Origin of the sequence: Pseudomonas sp. 14A, from assembly GCF_018132745.1 — a bacterium.
GTDB lineage: Bacteria > Pseudomonadota > Gammaproteobacteria > Pseudomonadales > Pseudomonadaceae > Aquipseudomonas > Aquipseudomonas mercuritolerans.
Genome location: NZ_JAGRQJ010000009.1, coordinates 320,866 through 344,092 on the forward strand (window position 1 = coordinate 320,866; position 23,227 = coordinate 344,092).

22 protein-coding genes are annotated in these 23,227 nt (G+C 61.3%); 6 read left to right on the forward strand and 16 right to left on the reverse strand.

All coding sequences use genetic code 11. The features are described from left to right. Window positions 1-2: 2 nt before the first annotated feature. Genes glcE through PS14A_RS09460 form a run of 4 tightly spaced genes read right to left on the reverse strand, consistent with a single transcriptional unit; the run spans window position 3 to window position 4,950 of the window. Window positions 3-1,052 carry a glycolate oxidase subunit GlcE gene (gene glcE / locus PS14A_RS09445; protein WP_212615917.1) on the reverse strand — a complete coding sequence of 350 codons (1,050 nt, stop codon included), beginning with the start codon at window positions 1,050-1,052 and terminating at the stop codon, window positions 3-5. After that, window positions 1,052-2,551 (reverse strand): glycolate oxidase subunit GlcD, encoded by a 1,500-nt coding sequence (gene glcD / locus PS14A_RS09450; RefSeq protein WP_212615918.1) that lies wholly within the window; start codon window positions 2,549-2,551, stop codon window positions 1,052-1,054. Before glcD ends, glcE begins: the two co-directional genes overlap by 1 nt. Further along, complete coding sequence (locus PS14A_RS09455; protein WP_212615920.1) at window positions 2,548-3,474, reverse strand: alpha/beta fold hydrolase; 927 nt, start codon at window positions 3,472-3,474, stop codon at window positions 2,548-2,550. Before PS14A_RS09455 ends, glcD begins: the two co-directional genes overlap by 4 nt. 21 nt (window positions 3,475-3,495) lie before the next feature. Next, on the reverse strand, window positions 3,496-4,950 hold the full coding sequence (locus PS14A_RS09460; protein WP_212615929.1) for an NAD(P)/FAD-dependent oxidoreductase: 1,455 nt from the start codon (window positions 4,948-4,950) through the stop codon (window positions 3,496-3,498). A gap of 189 nt (window positions 4,951-5,139) precedes the next feature. On the opposite strand from PS14A_RS09460, the gene PS14A_RS09465 reads away from it, so the two are divergent. The 3 genes from PS14A_RS09465 (at window position 5,140) to PS14A_RS09475 (ending at window position 8,390) form a co-directional block, all read left to right on the forward strand. Continuing rightward, complete coding sequence (locus PS14A_RS09465; RefSeq protein WP_212615937.1) at window positions 5,140-6,213, forward strand: diguanylate cyclase; 1,074 nt, start codon at window positions 5,140-5,142, stop codon at window positions 6,211-6,213. Between the two features lie 237 nt (window positions 6,214-6,450). After that, a complete protein-coding gene (locus tag PS14A_RS09470) occupies window positions 6,451-7,686 on the forward strand; it encodes a M20/M25/M40 family metallo-hydrolase (protein ID WP_130911643.1) in 1,236 nt (411 codons plus the stop codon). Window positions 7,687-8,087: 401 nt separating this feature from the next. Continuing rightward, entirely contained in the window at window positions 8,088-8,390 is a 303-nt protein-coding gene (locus PS14A_RS09475) for a hypothetical protein (protein ID WP_212615938.1), read from the forward strand. Window positions 8,391-8,495: 105 nt separating this feature from the next. Here the strand turns inward: PS14A_RS09475 and PS14A_RS09480 are convergent, their stop codons facing one another. The 8 genes from PS14A_RS09480 to PS14A_RS09515 all read right to left on the reverse strand — a co-directional run bounded on the left by PS14A_RS09480 (window position 8,496) and on the right by PS14A_RS09515 (window position 16,708). Continuing rightward, window positions 8,496-9,365 (reverse strand): oxaloacetate decarboxylase, encoded by an 870-nt coding sequence (locus tag PS14A_RS09480; protein WP_212615940.1) that lies wholly within the window; start codon window positions 9,363-9,365, stop codon window positions 8,496-8,498. 154 nt (window positions 9,366-9,519) lie between these two features. Further along, on the reverse strand, window positions 9,520-10,554 hold the full coding sequence (astA, locus tag PS14A_RS09485) for an arginine N-succinyltransferase (RefSeq protein ID WP_130911641.1): 1,035 nt from the start codon (window positions 10,552-10,554) through the stop codon (window positions 9,520-9,522). Between the two features lie 49 nt (window positions 10,555-10,603). Next, the gene (locus PS14A_RS09490) at window positions 10,604-11,620 is read right to left on the reverse strand and encodes an arginine N-succinyltransferase (RefSeq protein ID WP_212615942.1); all 1,017 of its coding nucleotides are present in this window, start codon (window positions 11,618-11,620) and stop codon (window positions 10,604-10,606) included. A gap of 118 nt (window positions 11,621-11,738) precedes the next feature. Beyond that, window positions 11,739-13,088, reverse strand: a complete 1,350-nt coding sequence (locus tag PS14A_RS09495) for an APC family permease (protein ID WP_076567476.1) — start codon at window positions 13,086-13,088, stop codon at window positions 11,739-11,741. Window positions 13,089-13,142: 54 nt separating this feature from the next. Beyond that, window positions 13,143-13,895 (reverse strand): N-formylglutamate amidohydrolase, encoded by a 753-nt coding sequence (locus tag PS14A_RS09500; RefSeq protein ID WP_130911638.1) that lies wholly within the window; start codon window positions 13,893-13,895, stop codon window positions 13,143-13,145. Further along, a complete protein-coding gene (locus PS14A_RS09505; RefSeq protein ID WP_212615944.1) occupies window positions 13,879-15,210 on the reverse strand; it encodes a glutamine synthetase family protein in 1,332 nt (443 codons plus the stop codon). The genes PS14A_RS09500 and PS14A_RS09505 overlap by 17 nt, the downstream gene beginning before the upstream one ends. Further along, a complete protein-coding gene (locus tag PS14A_RS09510; RefSeq protein ID WP_212615947.1) occupies window positions 15,207-15,851 on the reverse strand; it encodes an isochorismatase family cysteine hydrolase in 645 nt (214 codons plus the stop codon). The genes PS14A_RS09505 and PS14A_RS09510 overlap by 4 nt, the downstream gene beginning before the upstream one ends. Window positions 15,852-15,853: 2 nt before the next feature. After that, a complete protein-coding gene (locus PS14A_RS09515; protein WP_130911635.1) occupies window positions 15,854-16,708 on the reverse strand; it encodes a MurR/RpiR family transcriptional regulator in 855 nt (284 codons plus the stop codon). A 317-nt stretch (window positions 16,709-17,025) separates the two neighbouring features. Between PS14A_RS09515 and PS14A_RS09520 the strand changes: the two genes are divergently transcribed. Continuing rightward, on the forward strand, window positions 17,026-17,595 hold the full coding sequence (locus tag PS14A_RS09520; protein WP_137216115.1) for a histidine phosphatase family protein: 570 nt from the start codon (window positions 17,026-17,028) through the stop codon (window positions 17,593-17,595). Next, window positions 17,595-18,350: a precorrin-6A synthase (deacetylating) gene (cobF, locus tag PS14A_RS09525; RefSeq protein ID WP_212615949.1), complete on the forward strand. Its 756-nt coding sequence runs from the start codon at window positions 17,595-17,597 to the stop codon at window positions 18,348-18,350. The genes PS14A_RS09520 and cobF overlap by 1 nt, the downstream gene beginning before the upstream one ends. A gap of 366 nt (window positions 18,351-18,716) precedes the next feature. On the opposite strand, the gene PS14A_RS09530 is transcribed toward cobF, so the two are convergent. Genes PS14A_RS09530 through PS14A_RS09540 form a run of 3 tightly spaced genes read right to left on the reverse strand, consistent with a single transcriptional unit; the run spans window position 18,717 to window position 21,298 of the window. Continuing rightward, on the reverse strand, window positions 18,717-19,898 hold the full coding sequence (locus PS14A_RS09530; protein WP_212615950.1) for an acetyl-CoA C-acetyltransferase: 1,182 nt from the start codon (window positions 19,896-19,898) through the stop codon (window positions 18,717-18,719). A gap of 11 nt (window positions 19,899-19,909) precedes the next feature. Next, a complete protein-coding gene (locus PS14A_RS09535) occupies window positions 19,910-20,575 on the reverse strand; it encodes a CoA transferase subunit B (protein ID WP_016774134.1) in 666 nt (221 codons plus the stop codon). A gap of 24 nt (window positions 20,576-20,599) precedes the next feature. Continuing rightward, window positions 20,600-21,298, reverse strand: a complete 699-nt coding sequence (locus PS14A_RS09540) for a CoA transferase subunit A (protein ID WP_212615952.1) — start codon at window positions 21,296-21,298, stop codon at window positions 20,600-20,602. Between the two features lie 279 nt (window positions 21,299-21,577). On the opposite strand from PS14A_RS09540, the gene PS14A_RS09545 reads away from it, so the two are divergent. After that, entirely contained in the window at window positions 21,578-22,528 is a 951-nt protein-coding gene (locus PS14A_RS09545; RefSeq protein WP_038861502.1) for a LysR family transcriptional regulator, read from the forward strand. Between the two features lie 76 nt (window positions 22,529-22,604). On the opposite strand, the gene PS14A_RS09550 is transcribed toward PS14A_RS09545, so the two are convergent. Continuing rightward, window positions 22,605-23,222 (reverse strand): DNA-3-methyladenine glycosylase, encoded by a 618-nt coding sequence (locus PS14A_RS09550; RefSeq protein WP_212615954.1) that lies wholly within the window; start codon window positions 23,220-23,222, stop codon window positions 22,605-22,607. Window positions 23,223-23,227: the final 5 nt, after the last annotated feature.

The window sequence follows — 23,227 nt, forward strand, 5'->3', positions numbered from 1 at the left end:
GGCTAGACCTCCGCGTACATTCGCCCGGGGTTGAACAGCCCTTGCGGGTCGAGTTGCGCCTTGAGTTGCCGGTGGTAGCGCAGCAGGGTTGGCGCCAAGGGTTGAAACGGCGAGTCGGTGGCACCGTGGGTAAAGCACGTTGCATGGCCGCCCAAGGAATGGGCGAGTGCGTGAATCTCAGGGCTTTCGGATTTCACCCAGCGTTGCGCACCGGCCCAGTCGATCAGTTGCTCGCCGGGCAGCTCGAGCGGGCCGAGGTTGTTCGGCAATGACAGGCGCCACTGCGGCAAACCTTCGTCAAAAAAACTCAGGCGCTGTTCGTTGAGGTCGCGCCAGAAAACCGAATCCAGCGGCTCGCCGCCGAGGCGTTGATGCGCCGCCGTCACCGAACCTTCGCCACCTTCCAGGCGCAGGTACAGGCTCCGGCCATCGTGGCACGCGGCGCTGATCGGCAGCGGTTGCTGGCCCCATTCGGCAAGTTTGCTCAAGGCGCGAGCGCAGTCGATATCAAGGCGAATGCTCAGGCACTGGCGCGGTTTCGGCAGGACTTTCAGCGACACTTCGGTGAGCACGCCGAGGCAACCGAAACTGCCGGCCATCAGCCGCGACAGGTCATAGCCGGCGACGTTTTTCATCACTTCGCCACCGAAGCGCAGATGTTGACCGAGGCCGGTGATCACCCGCGTGCCGAGAACGAAGTCGCGTACCGAGCCGGACCACGGCCGGCGAGGTCCGGACAGTCCCGTGGCGACCATGCCGCCGACCGTGGCGCTGTCGGCAAAGGATGGCGGTTCGCAGGGCAACATTTGCCCGGCGTCATCCAGCGCCGCGAGCAGCTCGGACAACGGCGTGCCGGCGCGCACCGTGACCACCAGTTCGGTCGGGTCGTACTGAACGATGCCGCGATGAGCACGGGTGTCGAGCACTTCGCCGGCCACCTCGCGGCCGAGAAAGGCCTTGCTGTTGCCGCCCTGAATCTTCAGCGGCGTGGCATTGGCCCGCGCGGCGTTGACCTGATTGAGCAGGGCCTCGGCGCCGTCGAAATCAGCCATCAGAATCGCTCCAGCTCGGGGAAGGGCAGTTGCCCGGCGTGGATGTGCATCGCGCCAAATTCGGCGCAGCGGTGCAGGGTCGGAATGTTCTTGCCGGGATTGAGCAGGCCCTGCGGATCGAACGCGGCTTTCACCGCATGAAACAGCAGTAACTCGTCGTTGTTGAACTGCGCGCACATCTGATTGATTTTCTCGCGACCGACGCCGTGCTCGCCGGTGATGCTGCCGCCGACTTTCACGCACAGTTCGAGGATCTTGCCGCCCAACGCCTCGGCGCGATGCAGTTCGCCTGGCTGGTTGGCGTCGAACAGAATCAGCGGATGCATGTTGCCGTCGCCGGCATGGAACACGTTGGCTACGCGCAAGCCATATTCCTCGCCGAGGCTGGCGATACCTTGCAGCACAGCGGGCAATTCGCGGCGCGGGATAGTGCCGTCCATGCAGTAATAATCCGGCGACAACCGGCCAATCGCCGGGAACGCGTTTTTACGACCGGCCCAGAAACGTACGCGCTCGGCTTCGTCCTGGGCCTGGCGCACCTCGGTGGCGCCGGCCGCTGTCATGACTTCCCGTACGCGCTGGCAATCGTCGTGCACGTCGGCTTCGACACCGTCGAGTTCGCACAGCAGAATCGCCTCGGCGTCGACCGGGTAACCGGCGTGGATAAAATCTTCGGCGGCGCGAATCGCGAGGTTGTCCATCATTTCCAGACCACCCGGAATGATCCCGGCAGCGATGATTTCGGCAACCGCGCGGCCGGCCTTTTCCACTGAATCGAAACTGCCGAGCAGGACCTTGGCGACTTGCGGTTTGGGCAATAGCTTCACCGTGACTTCGGTGATAATCCCCAGCAGACCTTCGGAGCCGGTGAACAAGGCGAGCAGGTCGAAACCGGCGGAATCGAGTGCCTCGGAGCCCAGCGTCAGGCGTTCGCCCTCGATGGTCAGCACTTCGATTTTCAGCACGTTGTGCACGGTCAGGCCGTACTTGAGGCAATGCACGCCACCAGCGTTTTCCGCGACGTTGCCGCCGATCGAACAGGCAATCTGCGACGACGGATCCGGTGCGTAATACAAGCCGAACGGGGCCGCCGCTTGGGAGATGGCGAGATTGCGCACCCCCGGCTGAACCCGCGCGATACGTGCAGCGGGGTCGATGTGCAGGATGTTGTTGAAGCGCGCCATCACCAGCAACAGGCCCTTTTCCAGTGGCAGCGCGCCGCCGGACAATCCAGTGCCGGCACCCCGCGCGACCACGGGCACGTTGTTCTGATGGCAGAGTTTCAGCAGGGTTTGCACTTGCTCCAGACGCCGGGGCAGGACGACCAGCATCGGCGTGGTGCGGTAGGCGGAGAGGCCGTCGCATTCGTAGGGTTTGAGTTCATCTTCGCGCCAGAGGATGTCCAGGTCCGGCAGGGTTTGTTGCAGAGCCTTGAGCAATTCGCCCTTGTTCACCTCGGGCAACGGACCGTCGAGGCGTTCGTCGTAAAGGATGTTCATCGCTGTCGTTCCAGAAATTCCCCGTACAGCCGCGCGGTATTTCCCGGCTGTTCGACCATCGGCATATGCCCGACGTGATCCCACACATCCACTTCGAGATTGGCGATGCCCTTGCTCCAGACCGGTACGCTGCTGACGTCGATCAAGCGGTCCTTGCGCCCCCACAGCAGCAGCGCCGGGCATTTGATCTCGGCCAGTTTTGGCTCCATCGGCGGGCTGGCGTGGAAGTCGCGGAAGATTTCTTCGAGTTCATCGCGCTGCCGCTCGTAACGCTGGGCGACGGCGTCGAGCACCAGCTTCGGTACCCACGGCGGCGATTCCATGGTCATTGCGTAGAAGCGCTGGAATTCTTCGCGGGAGTTGATCAGGAACGGATTGTGCCCGCGCGCCAGATGGCGCTCCATGTCGCTCGGCTCCGGTGCGGTGACGCCGGCCGGGTCGATCAAGGCCAGCGAGGCGATTCGCTCCGGATAGGTCGCCGCCAGCCACGCGGCAATGTAGCCGCCCATGGAGTTGCCGATGACGTGGACTTTCTCCACGCCGCAGACATCGAGCAGTTGAATCATGCGTTTGGCCTGAACCGCAATGTCGTAACCGCCGCCAGCCTTGAAGCCGGTTTCGCCGTGGCCGGCCAGATCCGGAATGATCACCCGATACTGGCGCACGAAATGCCGGGCGCAGCGCAGCCAGAGGTTTTTGTCGGCGCTGAAGCCGTGCAGCATCAGGATCGCGCTGGACGCCTCGTACGGCCCGCCTTGCCAAGTCGACACGGTCATTTCGGCGATCGGCACTTCGATCTTGTGCAATTTGTACAACCTGGCCTCGCTGGCCATGGCCAGGTCGTACAGCCAATGGCCAACCGCCGGATAACTCAGCCAGCTCCAGGCCACGAAAACCGCGAGTGCGACAAACAGCAAAAGCATCGACGTCTTCCTTTTACGTATTCAGGACAAAATATGGTCGGCCGGTTTCAGCGCCCGGGTCAGCAGGTGATAGCTGAAACTGAAGCCGGGAAACATGGCGATCACATGACCGCTCTTGCTCTGGTACCAACTGTGGCAACCACCGGACTTCCACACCGTGCGCTGCATTTCCCGGTGGATCATTGCAGTGTAGGTACGTTCTGCGTCACGGCGCACTTCGATGCTGCGCAGGCCTTTGGCCCGTACGGTGCGGATGCAGTCGAGGATGTAGTTCATCTGCGATTCGATGATGAACAGCGCCGAAGTGTGGCCAATGCCGGTGTTCGGCCCGGTGACGATAAACAGGTTGGGGAAATCCGGCAGGCTGGTGCCTAGGTAGGCGCGCGGGTATTCGGCCCAGACATCTCTGAGTTGCACCGCGTTCTTGCCGCTGACCGGGTAGGAAATTACCCCGTCGGTGGCGTCGTAACCGGTGGACCAGACGATCAGATCAACTTCGAGATGCTCGCCGTCCACGGTGTTGATCCCGCTTTCGTCGATCGAAGCGATGCCGTGCTCGCGACTGTGCAGCGTGACGTTGGCGCGGCTCAGCGCCGGGTAGTACGTGCTGGACACCAACACCCGTTTGCAGCCGATGGTGAAGTCCGGGGTGAGCTTCTCTCTCAGCAGCGGGTCTGGAACCTGGCGCTTGAGAAAGCGCAGCGCATGTTGTTGGACCAGGTGAATTGCCGGTCTTGAGTATTTGAAGGCGATCACCCGGGTTTCGAATTGCCAGTAGATCAGCCAGCGCAGCAGCTTGTACGCCGGCTTCAGGCCAAGCAGCCAGCGCTGGAAACGGCCGAATTTGCGATCGGCTCGCGGCAGCACCCAATGCGGCGTGCGTTGGAACACATGCAGATGTTCGACCTGGGGTGCAATCGCCGGGATCACTTGGGCTGCGCTGGCACCGCTGCCGACGATCGCCACGCGTTTACCGCGATAGTCGTAGCTGTGATCCCAATTATTTGTGTGAAAAGTCTTGCCTTGAAAGCGATCCATCCCGGGAAAGTTGGGAATGACCGGCTGACTCAACGGCCCGGAAGCATTGATCAGGAATTGGGTTCGGAAAGTACCTCTGGCGCGGGTGTGCACCAACCAATGCTTTTCCGCTTCGTCCCATTCGACGCGCTCGACATCGGCCCCCAGTTCCACGCGCTCGCGTAAACCGAACTGCTCGATTACTTGTTCGGTGTAGCGCCGCAGTTCCGCCTGTTCGGCGAACATCTGCGACCAGCGGTAGGGCGCGAATGACAGCGAATACAGCGGCGACGGCACGTCTACCGCTGCGCCGGGGTAGGTGTTCTGGCACCAGGTACCGCCGAAGAAGTCGCGTCGCTCGAGAATGCGAAAGTCGTCGATTCCGGCCTTGAGCAGGTTGACCGCCGCGCACTGGCCGCCGAAACCGCTGCCGATGATCAACACAGCGTAGGTATGCATGTGCCCCCTTTTTTATAGTTGTTTTTCCATTTCCCCTCTTTCATTTATAGCCAACTCCTGGCCATGTGTGCGGCGCTGATGGCGCTCTATTCAGGCCGCTGGCCGGTGATGGCTATTTAACCGTGCCCTGATAGACTCCGAACACATCCGTGTCGGGGTGTAACCATGCATCGCGCGGTCGAGGCCCTTATGGGAAATACGCGGGGAAAGGGACTTTCACTGGCCAGGAGGCTGTACAGGTCGCGGGTGTTCGGGCTGCTGCTCGGGCTGATGTGTGTCAGCGTGGCGATGCATGCGCTCGATCCGCCGCTGTGGGTGTGGGGTTTGATGCTGTTCAACGGCCTAGTCTGGCCGCATCTGGCCTTTCAATGGGCGCGCCGTGCGAGCGTGCCGTTTCGCGCCGAACACCGCAACTTGCTGATCGATGCGTTCATGGGCGGCTTCTGGGTCGCTGCCATGCAGTTCAATCCGCTGCCCAGCGCAACCACGATTTCGATGATGGCAATGAACAACGTCGCCATTGGCGGTGGGCGTTTTTTGCTCGCCGGGTCGGCGGCGCAGCTATTGGGCATCGGCGTGGGGCTGGTGGTGTTTGCGCCGGCGTTCATTCCGCCAACAACGCCGCTGCAGCTGTACGCCTGTTTGCCGTTGCTGTTGCTGTATCCGCTGGCGCTGGGCTGGATCTGCTTTCGTCAGGCCTCGACCCTCGGTCGGCACAAGCGCGAGCTGTTGGCGCTGAGTCGCACCGACAGCCTGACCGGCCTGCTCAATCACGGCGCATGGAAGGATCAACTGAACCTCGCGTTCCAGCGCTGCAAACGCCAGCAGCAGGGCGCGGCGATTGCCTTGATCGATATCGACCATTTCAAAGCGATCAATGACACCTATGGCCACGTCGCTGGCGATATCGTCCTGCGCCAGTTGAGCAAACTGCTCAAACACAATCTGCGCGCTACGGACGTGGCCGGGCGCTATGGCGGGGATGAGTTCTGCGTGATCCTGCCGGAACTGCCGCTGTTCAACGCAGCTCAGGCGATGGAGGCCTTGCGCGAGCGTTTCGCCGTGATGGGCTATGAGCAGAACCCTGCGCTGAAGGTCAGTCTGAGCATTGGCCTGGCCGCCTACGACCCGAGCCATGCAGACGCCACGCGTTGGCTGGATGAGGCCGATCAGGCGTTGTACGAAGCCAAGGCGAGTGGGCGCAACCGGGTGATCTGCAACAGCGACAACAAACCGAGGCAGGCGCTGCTGGATTCGGTTTGACGAGTGATCGGAGATCCCATGTAGGAGCTGCCGAAGGCTGCGATCTTTTGGGACGCTCTGCGTCCCGGCCTGCATTCCTTTGCTGCGCGTGGGAACGATCAAAATCAAAAGATCGCAGCCTTCGGCAGCTCCTACAGTTTGTTCGGTGTCAGTCGGGCAAGTGTCGCATCCGCTATAGAGCCTCGCGCCGATGTCGGTTACGGTTGAAGTCCCCCGACACGAAACAAGGACTGCTTCATGACGTTCTCATTTCCCCGCTCACTGCTGGCTGCCAGCCTCGGTCTGTCCCTCGCATTCTCGGCCGCAAACGCCGCCGAACCACATAAACAAGTGCTCGCCGATGCCGAGCAGTATCAGCCCGAAGCCCTGAAGTTACTGGAACGGCTGGTCAATATCGACTCCGGTTCCGGTTATGAACCGGGCCTGAAACAGGTCAGCGAGATCGCCATCGATGAGCTGAAAAAACTCGGCGCAACTATCGAACTGGTGCCGAACACCCCGGAAAAATCCAACCACGTGCTGGCCACGCTCAAAGGCACCGGCAAGGCGAAAATCCTGCTGATGGCGCACATGGATACGGTGTTCAAGGAAGGCTCCGCAGCCGAGCGGCCATTCCACATCAAGGACGGCCGCGCCTATGGGCCGGGGGTGATGGACGACAAGGGCGGCATCGTCGCCGGCATCTATGCGCTGAAAGTGCTGAAGAACCTCGACTTCAAAGACTACGCGCAGATCACTTTCCTGCTGGACGCCAGCGAAGAAACCGGCTCGGATGTCGCCACCGACCTGATCAAGAAAACCGCCAAACAGCACGACGTCACCCTCAACCTCGAACCGGGCCGCCCGGCCGATGGCCTGGTGGTGTGGCGCAAGGGCAGTGCGACGGCGCTGGTCGAAGTCAAAGGCAAGGCCGCCCACGCCGGCGTCGCGCCAGAGCTTGGACGGAACGCGGCGATGGAAGCGGCGCACCAGATTCTCCAGCTGGGCAAACTCGGCGATGAGGCGAAGAAAACCACCATCAACTTCACCGTGCTCAAGGCCGGCGATCGCACCAACGTGATTCCGGATCAGGCCACGGCCAAGGCGGATGTGCGTGCGGCAGTGCCGGAGGAATTTGATCGCATCGAGAAGGATCTGGCGCGGGTCTCGCAGGACAAGTTGATTGCCGATACCGAAGTGAAAACGTCCCTGCAGCGCGGTTTACCGCCGATGCCACAAACGGCCGAGTCGGATCGGCTGATGGCCATGGCCCAGGGAATTTACGGCGAAATTGGCCGCAAACTGACCGAGGAGGGCAGTGGTGGCGCGGCGGATGCCAGTCTGTCCGCAGGCGTTGGCACGCCGACGCTGGATGGCTTCGGGATCGTCGGCGGCAATATTCACACGCCTGAGGAATACGCCGAAGTGGCGAGCGTGGCGCCGCGGATTTATCTGTTGTCGCGGATGATCATGGAGTTGGCCAAGCCGCGGTGATGGGGTTTGCGGTGTGACAAGGCCGGGCGGGGTGCCAGAGAAATCGGCCCCTCACCCTAACCCTCTCCCGGAGGGAGAGGGGACTGACCGCGTTGTTTGTGGTCCATGTGGCAACCGCCAGATCAAGTTGAATTCAAATTCGCATTCAACGCGATCTCTCACGTCGGCGTAGATCCAGAGCATCCCCCAATCAGTCCCCTCTCCCTCTGGGAGAGGGCTAGGGTGAGGGGCTTTTGTGGGAAAAGTGGAAGTCGAGGGCGGCGTACAAAAAATACCGAAAAGTCCGACAGAAGCTTTGGTTGCGGCCGTTGGGCGCGGCTCTTATAGTCTCGGTTCGCAGATAACTCTGCGACGATCTTGGCCGGTCGAATACAGAACCTGACCTTTCTGGAGTGAACTCTATGACCGACCAAGTAATGTCGCACTACCTCCCCATCGACACCTACGACGCCGAATCGCCGGTGCTCTTCATCAATACCCATACTGAACTCAGCGACATGGCCGCCTGTGCGATGAACCGGTTTGTGGTCGTGCGTGATCTGGCCGACACCTTTGCCAGCCTTAACCTCAAGGGCATTTCCGATTGTGATCTGACGCGGGTGACCAGCGCGGTTCATCTGCTGATGCGCGAGGGCTGCGCGATTCTGAATGTGATTCAGGCGCGGGCGGCGCAGCGGGAGGCGGGGTACAAGACGCCGGTTTAGCGGTGTTGCAATAGACGCTTTCGCGAGCAGGCTCGCTCCCACAGGGGAGCGCATTTCAACTGTGGGAGCGAGCCTGCTCGCGAAGGGGCCGGTACAGCGTATGCATCACTCCTTGACGCTCATGTATTCCTTGGCCCAGAGGATGTATTCCTCCGGCTGGGTGTAGGTGTGGGTCAACTCGGTCGCGCTCAAATCGGCGGCCTGGGTGAAGATCTGCCGCTGTTCGCGCAGGCTGTCGTAGGTGGCCTTGATCGCGGCGAAGTAGGCGCCGTGGCCGTCGATGGTCACGCGCACGCCCAGTTCGGCCAGGCGTTTGTCGTCGCGCAGGGCCGGGTTGCCGTAGGTGACCAGCATCAGCGGCACGGTCAGGTGCTCGGCGATCTGTTCCAGTTGATCGAAGTCCTGCACGCCGACCATGCAGATACCGTCAGCGCCCGCCGCTTGATATTGGCGGGTGCGGCTGATGATTTCCTGGTTCGGCAGAATGCCGGCATTGGTGCGGGCGATGATGGCCATTTCCGTGTCGACCCGGGCTTCCAGCGCCGCGCGGATCTTGCCGACGCCTTCGGCTACGGTGATCAGGTCGGTGGATTTGCGCCCGAATTGCGCGGGCAGCAGGGTATCTTCGATGGTCAGTGCAGCGACGCCGGCGCGTTCCAGTTCGACGATGGTGCGCATCACGTTGAGGGCATTGCCGTAGCCGTGGTCGGCGTCTGCGATCACTGGCAATTGGGCGACGCGGCCAATGCGCGTGGCCTGTTCGGCGAATTCGCTGAGGGTGATGAGGGCGAAGTCCGGCGCGCCGAGCACCTGCAACGAGGCCACGGAACCGCCGAGGATACCGACTTCAAAACCCAGGTCAGCGGCGATGCGGGCGGACATCGGGTCGAATACCGAAGCCGTGTGGTAGCAGGTGTTGGAGGCCAGCAGCTGACGGAAATTGCGGCGCAAATCTTGATGGGAAAGCCTGGTCATACGAGTTCCACCAATACATAAGGAATGGAAAGGCTTGAGCAAAGGTGTCAACGCCGAAGAATGAAAAGGCTATCACGCGAATGGGTCAAGAATCATGACGAATTTGCGCGGCAGGACTGGCGGCTGAAAGGTTTAATCTCCCGTGCCGGAAATATCAGGCCGCCACGGCATGTTGCTGTTGATGGGGCAGGAGCACCGCGCGCACCGAATTGCCCGGCTGCAATTGCAGGCGTTTGGCGGTGAGTCGGTCGACCACCAGGCTGTTGCCGACAAGTCGACCGTGGGCTGCGGTGATACGGCAGTTTTCCAGGCGGCGGTTGTGAATCAGCCACAGCGGTGCCTGCTCATCCGGGGTGCCGAGGCTCAGGGTCAGTTCGAGGCTGTCGCGTACCGTGCGGATGCTGCGGATCGGCGCTTCGATGACCGGGCCACCGTCGAAAATGTCGATGTAGCCTCTGTGCGCAAAACCTTCAGCCTGAAGGATTTTCAACGCCGGTTGGGTGTTTGGATGCGTCTGGCCGATCGCCGCCTGCGCCTGTTCGGTGAGCAGGCAGGTGTACAGCGGCTGACGTGGCATCAGTTCGGCGATAAAGGCTTTGTTGCCCAGGCCGGACAAGTGATCGGCGTGGGTGAAATCCATCTGGAAAAAGTGCCGGCCGAGGCTGTCCCAGAACGGCGAGCAACCGTTTTCATCGGCACTGCCGCGCAGTTCGGCGATCATCTTCTCGCCAAACAGATGCGGGAATTCGGCGACGAACAACAGACGACCCAGCGACAACAGGCGGCCATTGCTGCCGCTGCGCTGGTCATGGCGCAGGAACAGCGAGCACAGCTCCGATTGGCCGGTCAGTTCGTTGTTGAGGAACAACGTCGGAATCTGTCGTTGAATGCCCAGGTCCGGTGCCGAACTGACAGTCACCCCGAGCCGGTAGTTGTACCAGGGCTCGCGCAAGCCAACGGCGCCGGCCATCGCGCTGACACCGACCACGCGCTGCTCATCATCCTCGAGTACGAACAGGTAATCGGCATCGGCGCGTTCCACCTGTTCGGCGAATGCGCGCTGTGCCCAACGCACTCGATGTGCGAGGCGGTCCTCGTTGGCAGGAAGGGTGGTGAAACCTGGCCCTGCCTGTTCGACGAGGGTCATCAATGCAGGCAGATCACTGACTTTTACCGGACGGACAATCATGCTCCAACTCCTTTGGCGTACCGATTCAGGCGCGGATGGCTAACGCGGCTCACAGAGCGACCAACCGTATCGAGCTGCCATCGCTGACCTTCAGCGCCGCACAGATGGCGGGTGTCAGGGGTAGCGGCTGACCGGGGTGATAGTCGAGTTCGGTGACCATCGCGCGGTAGTCATGCAGGGCGTCGTTGCTCAGCAGGTAACGGCCACGGGCGTCGGTCGATACTTGTTGGCGGACGATGGCAGTCTGGTTGTCAGCGATCGAGCGAATGTTCGCGGTACGCGCATACAGCGTCGGTCCGGCGTCGAACAGGTCGATGTAGCTGTTGGTTTCGAAGCCTTCCCGCTCAAGGATGTCGAACGCTTCCTGGCCGTCCGGGTGCACGCGCCCGATACAATCCTGCGCCGCTTGCGGCAGCATCGGCACGTAGATCGGGTATTGCGGCATCAGTTCGGCAAGGAACGTGCGGCTCTGTAACCCGCACAGACGCTCGGCTTCCGCGTAGGGGAGGTCGAAGAAATGCTTGCCCAGCGCATCCCAGAACGGCGAGTGACCCTGCTCGTCGCTGTAGCCGACGATCTCGGTAATCACCGCCTCGGAGAACCGCTGTGCATGCGCAGCAATAAACAGCAGGCGCGCTCGCGACAGTAGTTCGGAAAACGGCGTGCGCACCAGCGCGGCGTCAATGTGGAAACCGCGCAACAGGGTATGCCCGCTGAGGTCATGGCACAGCGACAACGCCGGCACGCCGTGCTCGATGTTCAATTCCCGCGAAGCGCTGGTGAAATGGCGGTTGCGCAGGCTGTAGAACGGCTCCTTGAAGCCGGCGGTGGCAAGGATTTCCGAGCAACCGACCAATTGCCGGCGTTCGAGATCTTCGAGCACGAAGAAATAGTTCTCCGGCCCCTGCGCTGCGGCGGCGCTGTCGAATGACGCGCACGAGGCGGCGATTTTTTCGCGCAGGTGCTCGCTGTCATCCGGCAGCGAGGTCACGCCGATCAGGCTCTCGCGAGCCAGGCGCTGTAGCTGGGGCAGATCATTCTGCTCGACTGGGCGTAAGACCAGCATGGATGTACTCCTGTATCAAAAGGTTCGGCCCGTTCGCCGAACCTGACTATCACTGTCGGTTTCCACGCGTTGAATCGGCGGTCGCCTGATTTGTTGTCAGACGCCGCTCTTTTTCTTGTCAGCCTTTGCTCGGGTCTGGCAGCGCAGTGCTGGCGCCGAGCTTGTTGAGGAAGAACAGATACACCAGGCCCAGGGCAATCCAGATCAGGCCGAGTTTCTGCGCATCGACGCCCATGTTGTACATGATGGCGGCGACGATGATGAAGCCGATCACCGGGCAGAGCAGATGGCGCACAAACTGCCCCGACTTCTGCCGACGCCAGTAGTGGTTGATCACCGTCAGGTGCAGCAGCATGAAACCGCTGAGGGCGCCGAAGTTGATCAGCGAGGTGAGGATGTCGACCGCGTCGATGAACAGGTAGCAGATCAGCAGCGACAACACCGCCACCAGATAAATGCTCAGGTACGGCGTGTTGTGTTTCGGGTGGACCTTGGCCAACACTTTGGGCAGTTTGCCGTCGCGGGCCATGCCGAACAGCAGACGCGAGACGGCGGCCTGCGAGGTGATCGCCACCGCGACGCCCCAGGCCAGCGCCGTGGCGACGGCGGTCAGGGTCGCCAGCCAGCTGCCGGCGGCGATTTCGGCAATTTCATAAAACGCGGTGTCGGCGGATTTGAAGCCCATGCCCGCTGCCAGATCGGTGGCAATCCACGTTTGTACGACGAAAATCGTGCCCATCACCGCCAGAGTGATCAGCGCTGCCTTGCCGACACTGCGGCCCGGATCTTCCTTGATTTCTTCGGCGAGGGTGGAGATCGCGTCGAAGCCGAGGAACGACAGCACGGCGATCGACACGGCTTGCATTAGCAGGGCGAAGTTGAACGTTTCCGGGTGATACAGCGGCGCCAGCGTCAGCTCACCGTTACCGCCACCGTTGTGCAACGCGTTCCAGGCATAGAACAGGAAGATGCCCAGCACCACCAGTTGTGCCAGCAGGAACAGCATGTTCATCCGCGCGGTGAAGGTGATGCCGCGCAGGTTGACGAACGTCGCGCTGACCAGAAACGCCAGGATGAAGCCGACCTTGGGAATGTCCGGGTACAAATGGTTGAGCGCCATCGCCGAATACAGGTACAGCAGCGGTGGAATCAGCAGGTAATCGAGCAGCATCAGCCAGCCAGCGATGAAACCGACATGTTGATTGAGGCCGCGCTGGGCGTAGGAATATACGGAACCGGCAACCGGAAAGGCCTTGGCCATGCTGCCGTAACTCAGCGCAGTGAACAGCATTGCCACCATGCCGATGATGTACGCCAGCGGCACCATCCCCGGCGCTTCGGCGTTGACGTAGCCATACACACCGAACGGCGCGATGGGGATCATGAAGATCATCCCGTACACCACCAGATCGGTCAGCGTCAGGCTACGTTTCAACTCTTGCTTGTAGCCGAATTCTTCAATTTCCATGAAGCGCAACTCCTTGTCAGCCATCGGTCGTTTTATGTTTTATCGGTCCATCGTTTACAGCAAAGGTGCGAGGTAACCTGCCCAGCGCGAAACCGCTTCGGGGCTGCGCAGCAGATCATTGCGCACCTCGATCAGCACCGCCTCAAGGCCCCTGGCATCACCGTGCACGGGCACGGTCATGTCGCCCAAGGGATCAATTTTGTACGGCTGGTTGCCCGCGACTTTCAGTGGATGCGCTTGGAGGCCGTCAAGCAGGCGCTCGGCATAGTCTCTGGCCTGGCCGAACAGCACGCCGACTTCAAGCGGTCGCGGCTGGCCGTAATACACCGGGGTAAAACTGTGAATGCCGACCACACGCACCGCTTGGCCTCGGGCGATGCGCTCGTCGATCAAAGTCTGCAAGCGCGCATGAAACGGTTTGAACAGGGTCTGCCGGCGATACTCGCGGGCCGCTTCGTCGAGCTCGCGATTGCCGGGGATCTGGTAGATCTCGCTTTGCAGTGGAATGCTGTCCGGGGCATGTCGCGGGCGGTTGAGGTCGATCAGCAGCCGTGAGTAATTGGCGCTGAGCAACGTGGCGCCGAGCTGTTCCGATAACTGTTCGGCCAGTTGCAGCGCGCCGATGTCCCAAGCGATATGTTCGCGTGCGGCCGCCTCGTCCAGGCCCAGATTGTTCAGGGCTTCGGGAATGTAGCGACTGGCGTGTTCGCACACGAGGATCAACGGGTTCGTCGAGTCCTCGCGGCTCAGGTTGTAGACCGGGCGGGTGTACAACCCAAGCTCGGCGGATTCAGTACAGGCGTGCATAGTGCTCACACAGGTCAGCGGGCGAGAGCTGTTCCGTCAGCGCCAGTTCCTCGGTTTTCAGGGCGTAATAAGTGTCGAGCAACGGCTTGGGCAGCCATTCGTTGAAGGCTGCACTGTCGCGCAGGCAATCCAGCGCCTGCGCCAGCGAGGCGGGCAGGGCGACGATGCCCCGGGCCTTGCGTTGCTCGTCGTTGAGTGAATCGGGAATTTCATCGGTAACCGCGTTCAGCGCCAGACGCTGTTCGATGCCCAGCCGCCCGGCAATCAGTAGCGCAGCCATGGCAAGATGCGGCGAGGCGGTAGCGTCCATGGCGCGGAATTCCAGGTTGAACTGCTGCGCGGCGGACTTGCCGCCCAAGGTCACGGTCGGGCAGATGCGCAGCGCCGCTTCACGGTTCTGCTGCCCCAGACACGCATACGACGCGCTCCAGTGGTGCGGCTGCAAACGCTGGTACGACAGCGGCGTCGGCGCGGTGAACGCGCACAGCGCCGGTAGAAAATGCAGGACTCCGGCAGCCCAGTGCTGACCGATGCTCGATAGGCCGTTGCTGGTGCCGGCGTCGTAGAGCATCGGCTGACCGGCCACATCGAGCAGGCTGACGTGCAGATGGACACCGTTGCACACCGCTTCGGCGGCAGTCTTCGGCGCAAAACTCAGATCCAGGCCCATCTGCCGGGCGATTTCCCGAGTGATTTCCCGCACGTTGACCGCGCGATCCGCCGCCGCCACGCCAAGGGTCGGGCGGCAGGTGATTTCGTATTGGTGCTTGCCGTATTCCGGCAGGAACATTTCCGGCTCGACCCCGCCATCGCGCAGGGCGCTGAGCAGCCAGCCGCCGAATTCGGCGCCCTGGCGCTGCGCTTCGAGAGAGAACGCCGCGTGTTCAGCCACGCCAGCGTGCAGGTTGAATTCATGTTCGAAGGCGGCGTTGACCTGCAACCCCAGCTCATCGTGATAGCGCTCGATTTCATCGCGCAGCAATGTGCGTGGGCAGGCGCCCCATGCCTGGCCGTCGGTCTCACGAATGTCGGCGTGGATGAAATCCAGCACCGGCGCATTGGCGTCCGGGCCGCTGCCGACAGTGACGCGGCTGCTCAGATCGGGAATCAGCCGCAGGTCGCCGTACGCGCCCCACGGATTGCTCGACGCGATGATGTCCTGCGGCGTCAACGCGCTGTTGGCCGGGACCCAGCCGCAACCCGCCGCCTGGTAATGCTCCAGCTCATCGCTGGGAAACGAGCGGCCACGGGTGATGCCGATCAGGTCGGTGGTGACCAGTGTGGTCATCGGCAACGGCGTCAGGCGCGGGCTCATGGCTGCATCTCCTGCAAACGGCCGAGCACAGTGTCCGTGTCGGTGATCCAGCAATAACCCTTGATCGCGTTGAGACAGGCGTGGTGGCGTTCAGCTGTGTAAGTGGCGCAGGCGTCCTCCACCAGCGTGACCAGATAGCCACGGTCGGCTGCATCGCACACAGCCATGTCCACGCATTGGTCGGTGACAATGCCGGCGATGATCAGATGGCGGGTTTGCAGATTGCGCAGCACGTAATCAATGTTGGTTGAATTGAACACCCCGGAGGAGGTCTTCGGCAGCACGATTTCGTTCTCGGCCGGGGTCAGCTCAGCGATGACCTGAGCCTGAGCGCTGCCCTTGGGCAGATGCATGTCCGACAGCTTGTGATCCAGCGAGCGGTCGCGACCGTCGGCGGTCAGGCTTTCGATAATCGTGTGCAGCACGTTCTGCTGCGCCTGGCGAAAGGCGCCAAGCAGACGTTGTTGATTGGGCACCACCTGCTTGCGCGTGCGCTGGAGAAAATACTCGGCATCCGGCTCGCTCAGGTGCGGGTCGAATTGCGGTTCGAGCCAGGCGCGCTGCATGTCCACCAGCAGCAAAGCGGTGTGATCGGTCGCAAACGGCAGGTCCCGAGGCGAGCGGTGGGGAAGGCTGAACATCCTTATTTGTCCTCCAGCAGGTGAGTCGCAAAGTCGTTGCGCAGGGCATCGATGCCTTCCAGGCGATCGGCCGGGTCTGGCACGCGCAAGGTCAGGCAGGCGATCAACGCCTCGACCTGCGCCAGCGCCGGTACCATGGTGTCGAACGGCGATGCCGATTCGACCGGCGCGCTGATGATCAGGTCGGCCAGTTCGCGCAGCGGCGAGGCGTAGACATCGGTGAACAACACCACTCGCGCGTTGTTGTTTTTCGCCGCCTGCGCAACGCGCAAAGCTTGGGTCTGATAGCGCCGGTAGTCGAACACCAGCACCACGTCCTGACGTTGCAGATCGTATAAACGGTCGGGCAACAGGGCGTTGTCTTCCAGGGCGAAGCAGCCGGGGCGCAGCAGACGCAGGTGGTTGAGCAGGTAATTGGCCAGCAGAATGCTGAAGCGGCCACCGAAACAGTAGACCTGATGGCGGCTGTCGAGCAGCCATTCCACGAGGATGCGCACGTCCTCAGGCTGGGTCAGGGCTTGGGTGTCGACCAGCAAACGCTGGCTGTCCGCCAGGTAATGCGCCCAGGCATCGTCCTTGTTCTGCTGCGAGCGCGGCTGCAACAAGGTGCGCGGTGAACGCAGGCGATGATCCATGTCGCTGAGCAGGGCTTCCTGGAATTCGGCATAACCGCCGAAACCGAGCTTTTTCACCAAGCGCACGATAGTCGGATCGCTGACACCGGCATGTTCGGCCAGCCGCGCCATAGGCCCGAGACCATTGCGCGGGTACTGGTCGAGCAGGGCGCGAACGACTTTGCGCTCTGACGGCGTCAAGTCCAGGCCGGGCTCGGTGATCAGGTCTCTGAGAGGGGGCATCCGGGCTCCTGCTGGATGGGGTGTCGAATTCGTTTCACAATCCGTTAAACGAGTATTTATGTAATGGGTGTTACATGTCTAGCGAATTTTTGTACAGGTTTTTCGAGCACCAAAAGTGTGCAGGATGCCCGTGTAGCAAGGCTTACGTGGAAGTTGCAACGCTCTGTAGTCCTTTGCCCTCGCTGGTGTCAGACATTGCCCAATGAGCGCGTTCAGCCAGCGGCCGGGCTACGCTAAGGACCACGGTTTTACGGCACAATGCGCCGCAGCCCGGCTAGTGGCCGTTGCTTTCATATAATTCGAGCGAGTACCTGCTTGTGCCAAGTAGCCGTTTGACACTGATTTGCCATGCGCGAACCGTCGCACAGAAACTGGCGCGTTTTCCTACGGACGAGCCTGTTGAAAATCTGGCTGTTCGGTCCGACGCGTTCAGGGCCCGATTGGCGGTAACACGGCGGCTGATTTGCGCCCCGGAATTGAGAACTCAGCAAACGGCGGCATGGTTTGGTGCCGATGCAGAGATTGATCAAGCCCTGCGCGATTGCGACTGGGGACGCTGGCACGGCCAGTCGATCAAAGAATTGCAAGCCAGGGAACCCGACGCGTTGCAGGCCTGGCTGGCCGATCCTGAAGCGGCACCCCATGGCGGCGAATCAGTCAGGCAACTGACGCAGCGGGTGGCAAAGTGGCTGGACACAATCGCTGCAACGCCTGGGCATGTCGTGGCGGTGACTCATCCTTTCGTCATGCGCGCAGCGCTGATGCAGGTGCTGCAAGGCGCGGCGTTCCACGCAATCGACATCGAACCGCTGGCGATGATCGACTTGCGCTTCAATGGCCTCTGGCGGCTACGCTTGCCGGGCATGGCCCTTGAAGAGGAATTCTGATGAAACAGCTGCTGGTCATCGGCATTGGCGCCGGCAATCCGGACTACATCACCATGCAAGCGGTGAAAGCGCTGAATCGGGTCGATGTGTTCTTTCTGCTGGATAAAGGCCAGAGCAAGCAGACACTGATCGACCTGCGCCGGGAGATCTGCGAGCGCTACATCACCGACCACGCTTATCGCTTTGTCGAAGCCAGCAGTCCGGAGCGCGAGCGCGGCAACGTGGATTACGCGGCAAGTGTCGATGCGCTGAACCGCGTCAGGCAACAGACTTTCGAACGCCTGATCAATGAAGAATTGTCCGACGGCGAGTGCGGCGGTTTTCTGGTCTGGGGCGATCCGGCGTTGTACGACAGCACACTGCGCATCCTCCAGGCGATTCAGGCGGGTGGTCGCTGTGAGTTCGAATACGAAGTGATCCCGGGGATTACCAGCGTGCAGGCCCTGGCGGCGCAGCACAAAATACCGTTGAACACGATTGGCCGTTCGGTGGAAATCACCACGGGTCGGCGATTGGCGGCGGGGCAGGTGAGTGAATCGGACAGTCTGGTGGTGATGCTCGATGCCGAGGATTCCTACCAGCGGGTGGCGGATCGGCAGACCGAGATTTTCTGGGGCGCTTACCTGGGCACGCCGGACGAGATACTGCTCAGCGGCCGGCTGGCGGATGTCGCCGATGAGATCGAACGGGTGCGCAAAGCGGCGCGGGCGGAGCATGGGTGGATTATGGATACCTATCTATTGCGCAAGCCTTGAGTGGTTGGCGCCTGAACAAGCGCTTTCGCGAGCAGGCTCGCTCCCACAGGGAATTGCGTTGCAGAATGTCGGAGCGAGCCTGCTCGCGAAGGGGCCAGAACATTCACTACAGACTCTGAACATGCAAAAAGAAACTCGATGCAACGCAGTCACCAGTTCCCCTCACCCCAGCCCTCTCCCGGGGGGAGAGGGAGCCGACCGAGGTGTCTTGCGTCAGACATCGACCTGGATGACCGAGTCGATTATGGAATCAACTCTGCTCGTTCAAGCCGACATCACTCCTGCGCATTCCCCGATCAGTTCCCTCTCCCTCTGGGAGAGGGCTAGGGTGAGGGGCTTTTGAGCAGGCTAACGCGGATGTCGTGGTTAAACGCGTTCCAGCGCCAGCGCGACACCCTGACCGCCGCCGATGCATAAGGTCGCCAGACCTTTTTTCGCATCGCGTTTGAGCATTTCATGCAGCAGCGTCACCAGCACGCGGCAGCCCGATGCGCCGATCGGATGACCGAGGGCGATGGCGCCGCCGTTGACGTTGACCTTGTTCAAGTCCCATTGCAGGTCCTTGGCCACGGCCAGCGATTGCGCGGCGAACGCTTCGTTGGCTTCGATCAGGTCGAGCTGATCGATGCTCCAGCCAGCCTTGTCCAGGCAGCGGCGGGTCGCCGATACCGGGCCGATGCCCATGATCGCCGGGTCGACGCCAGCGTTGGCGTACGCAGCGATTCTGGCCAGAACCGGCAGGCCCAGCGCTTTGGCTTTTTCGGCACTCATCAGAATCACAGCGGCGGCACCGTCGTTCAGCGACGAGGCGTTGCCAGCGGTGACGCTGCCGTCCTTTTTGAACGCCGGACGCAATTTCGCCAGAGATTCTGCGGTGGTATCGCCGCGTGGCTGCTCGTCGACCTTGAACGCGACAGGATCGCCTTTGCGCTGGGGAATCAGGATCGGCGTGATTTCATCAACGAAGCGACCGGCCTCGATCGCGGCGGCGGCTTTCTGCTGAGACGCGGCAGCAAAGGCGTCCTGCTGTTCGCGGCTGATCTCGTACTTGTCGACCAGATTCTCGGCAGTGATGCCCATGTGGTAATCGTTGAACGCATCCCACAGGCCATCGCTGATCATGGTGTCGACGATTTGTGCGTGGCCCATGCGCAGACCGGTGCGCGCGCCCGGCATGATGTAGTTGGACAGGCTCATGTTCTCCTGACCGCCGGCGATGATCACCTCGGCGTCGCCGCAGCGGATCGCTTGCGCGCCCAGGTGCAGGGCCTTGAGACCCGAACCGCAAACCTTGTTCAGGGTCATGGCCGGTACGGCATGGGGCAGGCCAGCCTTGATCGCGGCCTGACGTGCCGGGTTCTGCCCGGCGCCAGCGGTCAGCACCTGGCCCATGATCACTTCATCGACCTGCGCACCGTCGAGGCCGGTCTGCTCGAGCAACTGGCGGATCACCGCCGCGCCCAGATCTACTGCGGACACATTGGCCAGGGAGCCCTGAAAACTGCCGATCGCGGTACGCGTGGCGGCAACAATGACGACGTCTTGCATGTGCGAATTCCTCACTGGGCAGCGAACTGCATTTCCGGTACATGATCCGGGACGATCAGTTTACCAGCGGTTTTGGCGACGATTTCCTCAACGCTGACGCCAGGTGCGCGTTCCTTGAGGACAAAAGCGCCATTTTCGATTTCCAGATAGGCGAGGTCGGTCAGCACGCGCTTGATGCAGCCGGCACCGGTCAGCGGCAGGCTGCATTTGGCCAGCAGCTTGGACTCACCGTCCTTGGACGCGTGGGTCATGATGACAATGATGTTGTCGGCGCCGGCCACCAGATCCATCGCGCCGCCCATGCCCTTGACCAGTTTGCCGGGGATCATCCACGAGGCGATGTTGCCCTCCACATCCACTTCAAAGGCGCCGAGCACGGTCAGGTCGACATGCCCGCCACGGATCATCGCGAAGGATTCGGCGGAGTTGAAAATCGACGCGCCGATCCGCGCCGTCACCGTTTGTTTACCGGCGTTGATCATGTCGGCATCGATGGTTTCTTCGGTCGGGAACGGGCCCATGCCGAGCAGGCCGTTTTCCGATTGCAGCATGACTTCCATGCCTTCGGGGATGTAGTTGGCGACCAGGGTCGGAATGCCGATGCCGAGGTTGACGTAGTAGCCGTCCTGCATTTCGCGGGCGACGCGCTGAGCCATTTGTTCGCGGGTAAGTGCCATGTTGTTGTTCTCCGTAGGCCTGAATTATTTGCGGATGGTGCGCTGTTCGATGCGTTTTTCGAACGTGCCGCAAATGACCCGGTCGACGTAGATACCCGGGGTGTGGATCTGCGTCGGGTCGAGTTCGCCGGGCTCGACGATTTCCTCGACTTCGACCACGGTGATCTTGCCCGCGGTCGCGGCCAGCGGGTTGAAATTCTGCGCGGTGTGACGGTAAACGACGTTACCGAAATGGTCGGCCTTCCAGCCTTTGACGATGGCGAAATCGCCGGTGATGGACTCTTCCATCAGGTATTTGCGGCCCTTGAACTCACGCACTTCCTTGCCTTCAGCAACCGGGGTGCCAACGCCAGTGGCGGTGAAGAACGCCGGAATGCCGGCGCCGCCCGCGCGCATTTTTTCGGCGAGGGTGCCTTGCGGGGTAAGGATGACTTCGATTTCGCCCTTGAGCAGTTGCTCTTCGAACAGTTTGTTTTCGCCAACGTACGAGGCGATGACTTTGCTGATCTGGCGGTCGGTGAGCAGCACGCCAAGGCCGAACCCATCAACGCCGCAGTTGTTGGAAACCACGGTGAGGTCACGGGTGCCCTTGCGCTTGATCTCTGCGATCAGGTTTTCTGGAATGCCGCACAGGCCAAAGCCGCCGGCGATGACGGTCATGCCGTGTTCCAGCCCGGCCATCGCTTCCTCGTAGGAATACACACGCTTGTCGAAACCTGCCATAGGCACCTCTTTTAATTATTTGCGGGCGGCTGGCTAGCCGAATGACTGGAGTGTCTCTCTGCGGGATATATTTGTTAAGTTGATTTTTGCGGTTGATTGATTGATAAACATCAATAATCAATGTTTCGGCAACCTAATGTGGGAGCTGCCGAAGGCTGCGATCTTTTGCCGTTGATTTTCAAGATCAAAAGATCGCAGACTTCGGCAGCTCCTACATGGAGTCGTCGCATCACGGCTTGCAGCTTGAAGCTTGCCGCTCGCAACTGGAGCAAAGCGACCATGACCATCAAACAGATCCGTGCCTTTCTCGCCGTGGCCCATAGCCTGAGCTTCGCCGTGGCCTGCGAGCGTCTGCACCTGTCGCAGTCAGCGCTGAGCCTGACCATCAAAGCCCTGGAAGAGGGGCTGGGAGGGCGCTTGTTCAGCCGCAACACGCGTAATGTCGCGCTGACCCCGGAAGGCGAGTCCCTGCTGCCGCTGGCGCGCCGCTTGATCGCCGACTGGGACAATGCCGAAGACGAGATGCGCCAGCGTTTCAGCCTGCAACGCGGACGCGTGACGCTGGCGGCGATGCCGTCATTTGCCGGCAATCTGCTGCCGCCGATTCTCAAGAGCTTCCGCGCGCGTTATCCGAACGTCAACGTCACGGTCAACGACGTGATCAACGAGCAAGTGCTGGAAATGGTCCGCGATCGTCAGGTTGAACTCGGTGTGGCGTTCGCGCCGATGCAGAGCACATCGATGACATTCACGCCGCTGTATGTCGATCGCTTTGTCGCCGTGGTGCCGGCCGATTCAGCGCTGGCCGGTCGCGCCGACATCGATTGGCAGACCTTGCTAAAGGAACCATTCATCACCCTGCAGCGGCCATCGACCGTGCGGGTGATGCTGGAAGAGCATTTGCAGGCGCGCGGAATGAAGTTGCCGGTGGAGTTCGAAAGTCATCAATTGGCGACCGTCGGGCGAATGGTTGCCAGCGGGCTTGGGGTCAGCGCGGTGCCGGCATTGTGCGCGGGGCAGATGCGCGAATTGGGCGCGCATTGCTTGACCTTGAATGACTCGGTGGAGCGGGCGATTGGCGTGTTGACCGAGCCGGGCAATGAACTGTCGGCGGCGGCGCAGGCGTTGTTCGAGATTCTCAGGGCGGAAAATTTGCAGCGGCAGTTCGATTTCCCCCTCACCCCAGCCCTCTCCCCAGGGAGAGGGGGAAAGGGAGCCGACCGCGTTTAGTTTCAACTCCCGGGTTCTACCTGCCGCCTCCAATTAATGTGGGAGCAAGCCTGCTCGCGAAGAACGATAACGCGGTCTAAACCTTGGCCACGCGCCACAGATACCAGGCCGCCACCGTCCGATAAGGCCTCCACGCCTGGCCAATCTCGATCATCTGTTTGCGCGTCGGCTGCACCTCCAGTCTCTTCAAGCGCCGATATCCCTCACGCACGCCGAAGTCATCGGCCGGCAGAATGTCCATGCGTTCGAGGCTGTAGATCAGCAGCATCTCCACGGTCCAGCGGCCGACACCGCGCAGGCTGGTCAGGCGTTCGATCAGGGTTTCATCGCCCATCGCCCGTGCAGTCGGGTAATCCGGCACCACGCCGTCCAGCGTCGCCTGGGCAATCCCTTGGATCGTCGCGATCTTGCTGGCGGAAAATCCGCAAGCGCGCAGTTGCTCGACCTCGGTAGCCAGAATCTGCTGCGGACGCGGAAACGCCTGCCCCGGAAACAACTCCACCAAACGCCCAAGGATCGCATCGCCGGCCTTGGCGTGCAGTTGCTGATAGGCAATCGCCCGGACCAGCGATTCATAGGGATCGCGCGCCGGATGTGGCTGATGCAGGCACGGGCCGACGGCGTTGATATGGCGCTGCCAGTCAGTGTCTATCGCGGCCAGAAAAGCGCTGGCCATCTCATACATGTCAGCCATGTTGC